The 12439-nt window shown below is 68.2% G+C and carries 11 protein-coding genes and 1 tRNA gene; 8 read left to right on the top strand and 4 right to left on the bottom strand.

The window, feature by feature from the left end:
• Positions 1-21: 21 nt before the first annotated feature.
• Both K307_RS14295 and K307_RS14290 read right to left on the bottom strand, forming a co-directional pair.
• Complete coding sequence (locus K307_RS14295; protein WP_042879060.1) at positions 22-393, bottom strand: EamA family transporter; 372 nt, start codon at positions 391-393, stop codon at positions 22-24.
• An 18-nt stretch (positions 394-411) separates the two neighbouring features.
• On the bottom strand, positions 412-2148 hold the full coding sequence (locus K307_RS14290) for a glycosyltransferase family 39 protein (protein WP_042879058.1): 1737 nt from the start codon (positions 2146-2148) through the stop codon (positions 412-414).
• A gap of 491 nt (positions 2149-2639) precedes the next feature.
• Here K307_RS14290 and K307_RS14285 point away from each other — a divergent pair, with 491 nt between their 5' ends.
• A complete protein-coding gene (locus K307_RS14285; protein ID WP_042879056.1) occupies positions 2640-3539 on the top strand; it encodes a hypothetical protein in 900 nt (299 codons plus the stop codon).
• An 82-nt stretch (positions 3540-3621) separates the two neighbouring features.
• On the opposite strand, the gene K307_RS14280 is transcribed toward K307_RS14285, so the two are convergent.
• Positions 3622-3933: a hypothetical protein gene (locus K307_RS14280; protein ID WP_042879054.1), complete on the bottom strand. Its 312-nt coding sequence runs from the start codon at positions 3931-3933 to the stop codon at positions 3622-3624.
• Between the two features lie 194 nt (positions 3934-4127).
• Positions 4128-5087, bottom strand: coding sequence for an amino acid ABC transporter substrate-binding protein (locus K307_RS14275; protein ID WP_042882025.1), 960 nt, complete (start codon positions 5085-5087; stop codon positions 4128-4130).
• A 250-nt stretch (positions 5088-5337) separates the two neighbouring features.
• On the opposite strand from K307_RS14275, the gene K307_RS14270 reads away from it, so the two are divergent.
• From K307_RS14270 to K307_RS14240, 7 genes are all read left to right on the top strand, one after another.
• Entirely contained in the window at positions 5338-6432 is a 1095-nt protein-coding gene (locus K307_RS14270; RefSeq protein ID WP_042879053.1) for an acyltransferase family protein, read from the top strand.
• 297 nt (positions 6433-6729) lie between these two features.
• A complete protein-coding gene (locus K307_RS14265) occupies positions 6730-7968 on the top strand; it encodes a GTP cyclohydrolase II (protein WP_042879051.1) in 1239 nt (412 codons plus the stop codon).
• A complete protein-coding gene (locus K307_RS14260) occupies positions 7965-9287 on the top strand; it encodes a URC4/urg3 family protein (RefSeq protein ID WP_042879050.1) in 1323 nt (440 codons plus the stop codon). Before K307_RS14265 ends, K307_RS14260 begins: the two co-directional genes overlap by 4 nt.
• 100 nt (positions 9288-9387) lie before the next feature.
• Positions 9388-10086, top strand: a complete 699-nt coding sequence (gene upp / locus K307_RS14255; protein WP_042879048.1) for a uracil phosphoribosyltransferase — start codon at positions 9388-9390, stop codon at positions 10084-10086.
• Entirely contained in the window at positions 10086-10790 is a 705-nt protein-coding gene (locus K307_RS14250; protein ID WP_042879046.1) for a TetR/AcrR family transcriptional regulator, read from the top strand. The genes upp and K307_RS14250 overlap by 1 nt, the downstream gene beginning before the upstream one ends.
• A gap of 78 nt (positions 10791-10868) precedes the next feature.
• The gene (locus K307_RS14245) at positions 10869-12155 is read left to right on the top strand and encodes an amidohydrolase family protein (RefSeq protein ID WP_042879045.1); all 1287 of its coding nucleotides are present in this window, start codon (positions 10869-10871) and stop codon (positions 12153-12155) included.
• Between the two features lie 102 nt (positions 12156-12257).
• Positions 12258-12344 (top strand) — tRNA-Leu (locus K307_RS14240).
• The last annotated feature ends 95 nt before the right edge of the window (positions 12345-12439 follow it).

The raw sequence follows: 12439 nt of genomic DNA, 5'->3' as shown, positions 1-12439 counted from the left end.
TGGGGGCGCCGGGCAACCGCGTCAGGAACGGGCAATCAGGAAGACGCCAGCCAGTATCAGCAGGATGCCGACTACGCGCAAGGGGCCGATCATCTCGCCGAACAGGTACCAGGCGGCCACCGCATTGACCACGTAGCCGAGCGACAGCATCGGGTAGGCGATCGACACGTCCACGCGCGACAGCCCCACGATCCACACGCCCACGCTGACCACGTACAGCGTCAGTCCGGCCAGCACCGGCCATTGCGTCAGCACACGCAGTGCCGTGAGCAGCAGCGTGCCGCGGTCCAGCGTGATGGCACCGACGGCGTTGACGCCGGCCTTGAGCAGCAGTTGCGCGGCCGCATTGAGCAGCACGCCGGAAAAGATGAAAGCGAAAGTCGAAAGCGTCATGGCGCCGGGTAATGCCGGTTACTGTCCTTGGGATTGCGCCTGCGGGCCCTGGCCCGGCAGCGCGAAATTGGCGACCGCCACGCGCCGGCGGTCGCCGGCGATCTTGTGCATCGGCACGCCGCGCGCGGCCAGCGCGTTGTAGGTCTCGGGCAACATGATCGCCACCGCGCGCTGCCCGTCCTGCCAGCGGGCGATAAAGCCGTCCATGGTCGGGATCCACTTCTGCGGCTCCTGGCCGACGCCGAATTCCAGCTCGTCCGGATGCTCGACCAGTATGGTGGTGCGGCGCAGGTAGAACGGCAGCGTGTGGTCCAGCATGCCCACGCTGTACAGCGGCATGTCCGGCGCCAGCACGGCGGTGATGGCGGGCACCAGGTCCACGCCGGAACTGGGGCGGCCCATGGCCTCGTGGCCGCGCAGCCCCACGGTGCAGCAAACGAACATCGCCAGCGCATAGACCACCACGCTGGGGAACACGCCGCGCGTGCGCAGCAGGCGGCGCGCCAGCAGCGCACCGGCCAGCATCACGGCAAAGGCGATGCCGATCCACAGCGAAAATTCGCGATAGACCACATTGGGCGTGCTGGGCTTGTCGAGCATCGCGACGAACGGGCAGGCCAGCAGGCCCACCACGCCGAGCGCGATCATGGCGCTGACCTGCCAGCGCCACGCGCGTTCCGTCACCGTGTCCAGCGCCACCCCGGCCAGCAGCGCCAGCGCGGGGAAGATCGGCACGATATAGCCCGGCAGCTTGGAGCCCGACAGGCTGAAGAAGACAAAGATTGCCACCGCCCACAGCGCGGCCAGCAGCGCCGGCTGGAACGGCCGCGGCGACGTGCCGCGCGCCACGCCCACGCGCTCGCGCACCGCCTGCCACATCTGCGGCGCCAGTCCCAGCCACGGCAGGAAGCCGGCCAGCAGCAGCGGCACGAAGAACCAGATCGCGCCCTGGCGCTGGTGCACGTTGGAGGTGTAGCGCTGCCAGTGCTCGTGGATAAAGAAGAAGCGCAGGAATTCCGGGTTGCGCTCGGACACCAGCCAGAACCAGGGCACCGTCACCAGCAGCATCACGGCGATGCCGGCCAGCAGATGCAGGCGGCGCCACAGCCCGAAGTCGCGCGTCACCAGCGTATAGACCACCAGCACCAGGCCGGGCAGCGCCAGCCCGACCAGGCCCTTGACCAGTATCGCCACGCCCATGGCGGCCCAGCAGGCCAGCATCCAGTTGCGGCGTGCCGCCGGCGTGGCTTCGGGGTGCTGTGCCAGCAGCATGAAAGCCAGCACGCAGGCCATCGCGCCGGACAGCGTCATGTCCAGCGAATTGAAATGTCCGGAGACATTCCACATCGGCGCCGACACCAGCACCAGCCCGGTCAGCAGCGCCGCGCGCGTGCCGAACCAGCGCGCCGCGGCCAGCATCGACACGCCCAGGCCGAGCATGCCCGACAGCGCAACACACAGGCGCGCCTGCCAGTCGCCCACGCCGAACAGCGTATAGGCCAGCGAGGTCACCCACAGGTGGAAGGGCGGTTTCTCGAAGTACTTGAGTTCGTGGTAGCGGATCGTGACCCAGTCGCCGGTGGTGAACATCTCGCGAGCGATCTCGGCGTAGCGGCCCTCGTCCGAGCGCAGCAGGTGGCGCATGTCGAGCGTGCCGAACCAGACCAGCAGGATAAACAGGCTGACCAGGGCGATGGCACCCGTGGCGGCTCCGACGGACAGCCCGGCATATCGCGAGGTCAATGAACTACGCATAGATCTCCTGGAAAAGCATGACGGATGGATGGTCCTCCGAGGGGCGCGGTGGGGGGAAACCATCACAACGCATTGCGCCGCCCATTGGTGGACATCAGGGGAAACACCGAGGCGTAACACCTTCGGATGGACACCGCCGGCGACCGGCTGACAGGCGCCTGGAACGCCACAGCCGGCGCGGGGGCACGCGCGGCGGGCAATGGTAGCACGGCGGCGGGGGAGCCCCGCCGGGGAGGAGCAGAATGCCGCACAGGATGGCACACGAACCGATCATTCATAGCACCGCCAGCGTGCCCGCCACACCGTGGCCCTGGGCGCCGGCATCGAGAAAACCTGGCCAGGACTGGAATCGAGGAAAACCCGACAAGACAGTAGCGGGTAAAAACGCGACAAAGGCGCGACAAAGACACCATAATTTCAGTGACCAGGCCGTCGCCTGGCAGGCCGGGCGCTACGTCGGGGGCGTCTGGACATTCTAGACAGGGAATGATGTGAAGACAAAGGCGCAGCAGTACCGGCTGGCGGGCCTGATGGCGGGGATGGCGCTGGCAAGCGCGGCCGGCGCGCAGCAGGCGCCCGCGCCCTCGGGAGCGGCAAGCGCCGCGGCGATGGCGGCGGCGCACACGGCGGTCAGCGAGGTCTCGGCCTCGGCGGCGGCCGTGTTGTGCAATGCGCCCTGGTTCCAGTCCGGCGCGCACGTGCAGATGGAAGGCGACGGCGTGCTGCCGATGTCGATCCGCATGACGCTGCGCGAAGTCAGCCGCAGTCCCTCCGGCTGCCGGGCGCAGCTCGAGGTCAACTCCAAGTCGGCGATGTCGGCGCTGATGGGGCCACCTGTGGTCATGGACCAGGTCCACGAGGTGGTGATCGACCGCCGCACGCCGGCCGACCAGACCAGCATCGAAAGCCAGCATGCCATCATCAACGCCCGCGCCCGCTATGCGCGCATGTACGGAGAGGCCGCTTTCCGCGGCAAGGGCGTGTTCAACTACGCAGGCCTGGAACTGCGCGAGGGCAGCACGCTGGAGGGCGAGACTTTCGAGTCCAGCGTCTCGCTCAAGATCTACCCCGTGGCATCGGACCAGGTGGTCAGCACCATGCGCGCCCTGCACGCATCGATCCATATCGACTCGCGCAAGGTGGGACGCAAGCAGATGATCGATACGGCCATGGGGCGCAAGGAATGCCTGCCGATCACCTACGACAAGCGCACCTCGCTGGGCCCGCTGATGGTCGGCGAGGAGGTGGTGCAGGTCGAGCCCACGGTGATGCATATCACCGACTGGTACTGCCCGGCCGAGGCCTTCGTGCTGCGCACGGAGGTGCGCCAGAACAACCAGGTGCAGCGCGTGGACGTGACGGCGCTCGAGCGCGATTCTGAAGCGCCCTGAGCCGGGCTGGCCATCGGCAGGACACAAAAAAACCCGCCGAGGCGCCCGCCGAGGCGGGTTTTCTTGTGCACGCGGCCAGCGCTCAACTGGCGGCGGCCGGTGCGGGGGTGGCTTTCTTCTTGCTCTTCTTGCTGGTGGCCTTCTTGGCGGGCTTTTCAGCGGCCGGTGCCGCGGCGTCGGTCAGGTCGCTGCGCGTGCTCTTGTTCGCGCCTTGCGAGTACGGGTCGAACTTGTCGCCGGACTTGGCGCCTTGTGAATACGTGTCGAACTTCTCGCCCGACTTGGCTCCCTGGGAATATGGGTCGAACTGCTTCTTGCCTGCGGTCTGGGCCTGCACGGCCAGCGAGGCGGCGCCGAGGCAGAGTGCAATCGCGGTCGCGACGAACTTGTTCATGGTTTCTCCTGAGAAATGCCGCCGTCGGGCGGTCGATTATGTGGCCTACCCCTCGCAGGGACAGCCCGGGCCAGTGTCGCCAACATCGTTCTTTGCTGTCAACTTGGGGCTTGCCCGGCGCCAACGCCTCATGGAAACCCTGAATTGCGGCCCCGCTCCGATTGCGATGGGGGCCGCAGGCACGTCTTGTGCGCTTACTCGGTAACGGCGTCGGACGGATGCTTCCAGGCCGCACGCACCTCGCCCGACGGTGCCAGCGCCAGGTTGATGCCGCGGCTGCCGATCGGCTCCTGGAACCAGCGCTTCTGCAACGCGGTGACCTCGGCGCCGGCAAAGGTGGTGGTCAACGCCTGGTCGACCACGCGCTTCCATTCCGGGTCGGCCTTGGACAGCATCAGCGCGTTCTGCTCGACCGACAGCACCGGGCCGATGATCACGTACTGCGACGGGTCCTTGGCGCGGGCGCGCAGGCCAGCCAGCAGCACGTCGTCCATCACGAAGGCCTGGGCACGGCCGGACTCGAGCAGCAGGAACGACTCGCCGTGGTCCTTGGCGTAGACGTCGTGGTAGCCGTACTGTCCCTTCAGGCGGCGCACGTGGCGGTCGCCGGTGGAGCCCGCGCTGGTGACCACGGTCTTGCCGCGCAGGTCGGCGAGCGAGCGGATGCCCGAATCGGCGCGCACCAGCATGCGCACCGTCGAGACATAGTGCGAGACGCTGAACGCAACCTGCTTCTGGCGCTCCAGCGTATTGGTGTTCGGCGCGCAGTCCAGGTCCACCAGTCCGTTGACCACCGCGGGGATACGGTTCTGCGGCGTCAGCGGCATCCAGCGCACCTTCAGGTCCTTCAGGCCCAGCTTCTGGCGCGCCGCCTCGGCCGCGCGCAGGCACAGCTCGACCGCATAGCCGGCGGGCTGGCCCTTGTTGTCGGCAAAGGAGAACGGCAGCGCGGATTCGCGGTAGCCGAGCACGATGGTGCCGGACTCGCGGATCTTGTCGAGCACGGGGCTCTGCGCCTGGGCAGAGGCCGGCGTCAGCGCGCCAGTCACCGCCACGCCGGTGGCTACGGCGACGGTGGAGAAGGCCAGTGCCGCCAACGGACGGCGGGCGCGCGACAGGCGGGCAAGCAGGGAAGACAGGGCGAAGGCAGGCATGCAGGAGATACCGTAAGCGGCCGGCAGTGCGGCAAAGACGCTAGGGTATACCCGGGCCATGGGTGGACGAAGAACATTCTCGTCATAAGCAAATGCCTGCCTGTTAAGACATGACGCACAAGAGGCGCGGCATTGTAGCGAGGCAGCCGAGTATGTAACTAATCCGCAATTAGTGAACCTTGCGCCACATTGGATGCCGGGCAACGGGGTAGAATCGCGCCTTCGTGCCTTTTGTCGCCTTTCTCTAACAATGAGCCCCCGTCCGTCGCGCCTGCCGTGCATCGATGCCCTGAAGGCGGTCAGCTCGCAGCTGATCGTGCTCCACCATCTCGCGTTCTATGGTCCGATGTCGGACGCCGCCTACCAGCTGGCGCCCGGGCTGGTGGACTGGCTGTACGACTACGCCCGCATCGCGGTGCAGGTCTTCCTGGTGATCAGCGGTTTCCTGGCCGCACGCAGCCTCGCGCCGTATGGCCGGCTGGAGCTGCGCCAGCATCCGCTGCTGGCGTTGTGGCAGCGCTACCAGAAGCTGGTGGTGCCCTACGCTGCGGCAATCCTGCTCAGCATTGCCGGCGCCGCCCTGGCGCGGCATTGGATGGTGCACGAGTCGATCCCCGCGCCGCCGCACCTGGCGCAGTTCCTCGCGCACCTGGCGCTGCTGCATAACGTGCTCGACGTGGACGCACTGTCGGCCGGGGTCTGGTACGTGGCTATCGACCTGCAGCTGTTTGCACTGCTGCTGGCGGCACTGTGGGCGGCGCGCGCCATGTCGCGCGGGCAGGCGGCTGCCGGCGCGGGCGTCGGCATCGTGTCCGTGCTCGCGGTGGCCTCGCTGTTCTGGTTCAACCGCGATGCCGCGTGGGATATCTGGGCGGTGTACTTCTTTGGCGCCTACGCCATGGGCACGCTCGCGTGGTGGGCGTCGAACCCCGGCCGCTCGGCAATGGCGCTGCTGGTGCTCGGCGCCGTGGTGCTGGCGGCGCTGATCGTCGAATTCCGCCTGCGCATTGCCGTGGCGCTGGCGACCGCGCTGCTGCTGGCGATCTCACGCCGCGGCGGCTGGATGGAACGCTGGCCGCGCGCACACGTGGTCGGTTTCTTCGGACGCATCTCCTATTCGTTGTTCCTGGTCCATTTTCCGGTGTGCCTGCTGGTAAATGCCGCGGTGTCGAACCTGGCGCCGGGGCGGCCGGTGCTGAATGCGCTCGGTATGGTGGCGGCGTGGATGCTCAGCAACGTGGCGGGAGCGCTGTTCCATCGCTACGTGGAAAGTGCCAGCCCGCTGGCGGCGCTGCGCTCGCTGCTGGCCGACGACCGCGGCTCGGCCAGCCGTCCCACCGTGTAACGCTTGCAAGTGCTGCGCGCTCGCATGTGCGGCGGCCAGCGCAGCGTTAGCACTGTGCTTGAAGCGGCGCCGCGCCTGTATGGCCGTGCGCCGCTTCTTGCTGGTGCGTGTGCACCGCGGACGTCACGCGGCCGGCACGCGGCGTGTGCATGCCGCTGCCCCGGACTTGCGTACGCCGTCATACACATGGCGGCAAAACTCGCGTAAACGGGCATTGGGCGATGGCATGAAGGTTGCCTAGTATGGAATCGTAAACCTGACCATTTGGTCAGGATTCCATCGGGAACCGAGGGAGCCATGTCCGACCATATCGTCCTCACCTCGCACGCGCGCCGCGACAAGCCGGCCGAGCCGATCCACTGGGGCGCCCCGACGGCGGCCGAGCGCGGACCGGTGATCGCCAGCCTGGCGAATCCCGCGCAGCGCAATGTGATCGGCACCCATGCCGGCGCTTATGCTATCTACCGGGCGCTGGCAGTGGCCGCGGGCTCGCTGCAGCGCGACCACCGCACCGACCTGACCGATACCGCACCGGCCGAGGCTATCGGGCCGCACCCGCAATGGGGCGATCCGGACAAGATCGTCTCGCTCGACCCGTGGGGGCACCTGGTCTCCACCGTGTTTGCCGACCGCATCGCCGCCGGCGTCGATATCCGCCCGACCATCGCCGTCACCCGCGCGCACATCAATATGCCGGAGCTGGGCGCTGCCATCGCCGCGGGCCGGCTCACGCCTGACGGCAACATCCTCTACGCCAACGGCGACGTGCGCGTGACCAAGGCGGCGGTCGACCCGGTGTGGTACCTGCCCGGCCTGGCGGCCCGCTTCGGCATCAAGGAGAGCGTGCTGCGGCGCAGCCTGTTCGAGCAGACCGGCGGCATGTTCCCGGAACTGGTGACCCGTCCCGACCTGAAAGTGTTCCTGCCGCCCATCGGTGGCATGACGCTGTACTTCTTCGGCGACATCAGCCAGCTCGGCAAGCCCGAAACCCGGGTCGCCTGCCGCGTGCACGATGAATGCAACGGATCCGATGTGTTCGGGTCAGACATTTGTACCTGCAGGCCGTATCTGGCGCATGGCATCGAGGTGTGCATCGAGATGGCGCAGCAGGGCGGCGTCGGGCTGGTGGTCTACAACCGCAAGGAGGGCCGCGCGCTGGGCGAGGTGACCAAGTTCCTGGTCTACAACGCCCGCAAGCGGCAGGCGGGCGGCGACCGCGCCGAGACTTACTTTGCCCGCACCGAATGCGTGGCAGGCGTGCAGGACATGCGTTTCCAGGAGCTGATGCCGGATGTGTTCCATTGGCTGGGCATCCGCCGCATCGACCGCTGGGCGTCGATGAGCAACATGAAACACGGCGCGCTGGTGGCGCAGGGCATCGAGGTGGTCGAGCAGGTGGCGATCCCCGAAGCCCTGATCCCCGCCGACGCGCGCGTGGAGATCGATGCCAAGGTGGCCGCCGGCTACTTTACGCGCTACACGCCGCCGGATGCCGACGAACTGGCCCTGGCAAAGGGCAGGGGGTTGAACGAATGACAATGTATCCCGAAGAGGATCGTGGCGGCATGGACCGTCGGGGAGCAGGCGAGGAAATGCGGCCGGGCGCCGGCTGGCTGAGCCCGGTGCCGGAAGGGCACCCCGCTTCGGCGCTGCTGTGCGCCGAGGCGGTGCGCACGCATTGCGCGGCAGTCACGGAACACGTGGCCAGCGGCGCGTCAGATTTGTTTACGTGGCATCCCGACCGCGTGCATGCGATTGCCGACTACGTCGCCAGCACCATCCGGCAGCGCTACCCGGACCTGCAGGTGCCCTATCACAGCCGCTGGCGCCACTTTGAAAGCGGTGGCATCGAGCAGCGCGCGGACCGCTGGCAGGTGCTGTGCGAGCGTGCCGGCCTGAGCGGGCCGGATCATCGCGAAGAGCGCGCCCGCATCGGCATCGACCTGGTGATCCCGAGCGTACTGCTGGATGCCGGCGCCGGCCCTGACTGGCGCTATCGCGATCCGTCGAGTGACCTGGTGCTGACCCGCTCCGAAGGCCTCGGCGTGGCCAGCTTCGTGCTGTTCGCGCGCGGCGGCTTCTCGGCCGCGCCCGGCGATCCGCTGCGCGCGGATGCCGAACGGCTGCAGCGCATCGATGCCGACAGCATCGCGCATGCCTTCCAGGTCGCGCAGCACAACCCGCTGGTGGGGCTGGAAGGCCGCGCCGGGCTGCTGCGCCGGCTGGGCGAAGTGATGGAGGCGACGCCGGCGCTATTCGGCCGGCCGGCGCGGCTGGGCAACCTGTTCGACTACCTGAAGGCGCACGCGGTCAACGAGCGGCTCGACGCCAGCTTCCTGCTGCGCACGCTGCTGGTGGGCCTGGGGCCGGTGTGGCCGGGCCGCATTTGCATCGAAGGCGTGTCGCTGGGCGACTGCTGGCGCCATCCGGCCGCGCCGGGCGGGCTGGTGCCGTTCCACAAGCTGACGCAGTGGCTGACCTACTCGCTGCTGGAGCCGCTGGAAGATGCGGGCCTGACCGTGACCGGGCTGGACGCGCTGACCGGCCTGCCCGAATACCGCAACGGCGGCCTGCTGTACGACTTCGAGCTGATGGTGCCGCGCGACCCGAACTTCGCTGCCGAGCCGCATGCGGTGGACGAGCCGGTGATCGTCGAATGGCGCGCGCTGACCGTCACCGGGCTCGACCTGGTGGCCGATGGCGTGCGCGAGGCGCTGGGCCTGGCGGAAGCGGACTTCCCGCTGGCGCGCGTGCTGGAAGGCGGCACCTGGGCGGCCGGCCGGCGCATCGCGGCCAAGCGGCGCCCGGGCGGGCCGCCGCCGTTCAGCATCATCAGCGACGGTACGGTGTTCTGACGCACGGGCGCCCGGGTGGCGCCCGCGGCAGGACCGGCGCTGCGCCAGCCGCGGCGCCGGCAAGGAATTGCGTGTGAAACGTGGCCCTCAGGAGCGTCCCATGAATGACATGTCCGCTGTTCCCGCCGATGTCGCTGTCGTTGCCGACACCGCGGCCAATTCTGCCGGCATTCCCGGCGTGCTGGTCGTGGACCACCCGCTGGTGCAGCACAAGGTCACGCTGGTGCGCAGCGAGGAAACCACCACCGACAATTTCCGCCGGCTGGTGCGCGAGATCGCGCAGCTGCTTACCTATGAGGCCACGCGAGACCTGGCGATGGAGACCATCTCCATCCGCACGCCGATCGCGCCGACGCAGTCGCGCGTGCTCTCAGGCAAGAAGCTATGCCTGGTGTCGATCCTGCGCGCGGGCAACGGCTTTATCGATGGCATGCTGGAGTTGCTGCCGGCGGCGCGCGTCGGGCATATCGGGCTGTACCGCGACCCCGAGACGCTGGAGCCGATCGAGTACTATTTCAAGATGCCGGAGGACATCCACGAGCGCATGGTGATCGTGGTGGACCCGATGCTCGCCACCGGCAACTCGGCCATCGCCGCGCTCAACCGCCTGAAAGAGGCCGGGGTCACGACGATGAAGTACGTGTGCCTGATCGCCTCGCGCCCGGGCCTGCGCGCGCTGCGCGCCGCGCATCCCGAGGTCGGCATCGTCACCGCAGCAATCGACGATACGCTCAATGAGCACGGCTACATCGTGCCCGGCCTGGGCGACGCCGGCGACCGCCTCTACGGCACCCGCTGATGGACGCGCCCGCCCGCGCCGCGCCGCGGCGAGCGCTGCCCGTACGCGCTGCCGCGGGCGGCCGCATCCGCCAGGAGAACCAGGCCATGATCCTGTGCGCGGCCGAGCATGTGTTCGCGCGCGCCGGGTTTGCCGGGGCCACCATGGCGGAGATCGCGATGCGCGCGGGCGTGCCCAAGTCCAACCTGCATTACTACTTCCGCACCAAGCAGGCGCTGTACCGCGCGGTGCTGGCGCACACGCTGCAGCTGTGGCTGTCAGAGACCGACATCATCCGCGCCGAGCTGCCGCCGCAGGTGGCGCTGGAGCAGTACATCCGCGCCAAGATGCGGCTGTCCGCCAGCCATCCGGACGCATCGCGCGTGTTCGCCAACGAGTTGCTGCACGGCGCGCCCGAGATCGGCGAGATCCTGCGGCATGCGCTGCGCGAACTGGTGTCGCGCAAGGCGGCGGTGGTGCAGCATTGGATCGACAGCGGGCAGATGGCGCCGGTCGATCCGCAGCATCTGTTCTTCACCATCTGGGCGGCCACGCAGACGTACGCGGACTTTGAAGCGCAGGTCTGTGCCGTGCTCGGCGTCAGCCGCCTGGGGCGGCAGGACTACGCGCAGGCCACCGAGCACCTGGTGGCGCTGCTGCTGCGCGGCTGCGGGCTGGCGCCCGAGGCGGCGGCCCTTGCCGCGCTCTCCGACGAGCAGGCGTGAGGCCCGGATCGATTGCACGTGGCGCGTGATTCAGCGCCATGAGAATATCGCCGTGCATCCAGCCCTGAGAGAATCCCTATGTTCGACCTGATCCTGCGGCACTGCAATCTCCCCGATGGCCGTACCGATATCGATATCGGCATTGCCGGCGGGCGCATCGCCGCGGTGGAGCCGGCGCTCGCCGCAAGCGCGGGCGAGGAGATCGACGCGGCGGGCCAGCTGGTGACGCCGCCCTTCGTCGACGCGCACTTCCATATGGATTCCACGCTGTCGTACGGCCTGCCGCGGGTGAACCAGTCGGGCACGCTGCTCGAAGGCATTGCACTCTGGGGCGAACTGAAGCCGATGCTGACGCAGGAGGCCATCGTCGAACGCGCGCTGGCCTACTGCGACTGGGCGGTCGCGCGCGGGCTGCTGGCGATCCGCTCGCATGTCGATGTGTGCGACCCGCGGCTGCTGGCGGTGGAAGCGCTGCTGCACGTGCGCGAGCGCGTGCGCCCCTACCTCGACCTGCAACTGGTGGCGTTCCCGCAGGACGGCGTGCTGCGCGCGCCCGGTGCGCTCGACAACCTGAAGCGCGCGCTCGACATGGGCGTCGACGTGGTCGGCGGCATCCCGCATTTCGAGCGCACCATGGCGCAGGGCGCGGAGTCGGTGCGGCTGCTGTGCGAGCTTGCCGCCGACCGCGGCCTGCACGTCGACATGCATTGCGACGAGAGCGATGATCCGCTGTCGCGCCATATCGAGACGCTGGCGAGCGAGACCGTGCGGCTCGGGCTGCAGGGCAGGGTGGCGGGTTCGCACCTGACCTCGATGCATTCGATGGACAACTACTACGTGTCCAAGCTGATCCCGCTGATGCGCGAGGCGGGCGTGGCGGCGATCGCCAACCCGCTGATCAACATCACGCTGCAGGGCCGGCACGACAGCTATCCAAAGCGCCGCGGCATGACCCGCGTGCCGGAGCTGCTGGCGGCCGGCGTGCCGGTGGCGTTCGGCCACGATTGCGTGATGGACCCCTGGTACGGGCTGGGCTCGGGCGACATGCTGGAAGTGGCGCACATGGGCCTGCACGTCGCGCAGATGACCGGGCAGGAAGCGATGCGCGCCTGCTTTGCCGCCGTCACCGGTACGCCGGCGCAGATCCTGGGCCTGGAGGGCTACGGCATCGCGCCGGGCAACCGCGCCGACCTGGTGCTGCTGCAGGCGCGCGACCCGGTGGAGGCGATCCGGCTGCGCGCCACGCGGCTGCGGGTGCTGCGTGCGGGCAAGGTCATCGCCAGCACGCCGGCGGCGACGGCGACGCTGCACCTGCCGGAGCGGCCGGCGCAGGTGGATTTCCTGCGTGGCGGCGGCGCGGCGTAGCGGTCGACACGTCAAAGTTTTTTGCGAGAGGGTGTTGACAGTGTCTGCTGTGCTCAGCATAATATCGTTCTTCGCATCGCAGCAGCAATGCAGCGAAACGAAGCCCAGATGGCGGAATTGGTAGACGCACTAGGTTCAGGTCCTAGCGGTGGCAACACTGTGGAGGTTCGAGTCCTCTTCTGGGCACCAATTTTTAGAAAGGCTCGCGCAAGCGAGCCTTTCTTCGTTTTGGCCCAGAAAGGGAAGTCCTTGAGGACTTCCCGCGAGGACGAGAAAAGGCAACG

The organism is Cupriavidus necator A5-1 (genome assembly GCF_000744095.1).
Lineage (GTDB): Bacteria > Pseudomonadota > Gammaproteobacteria > Burkholderiales > Burkholderiaceae > Cupriavidus > Cupriavidus necator_A.
This window is presented reverse-complemented; position numbering and strand designations above follow the sequence as displayed.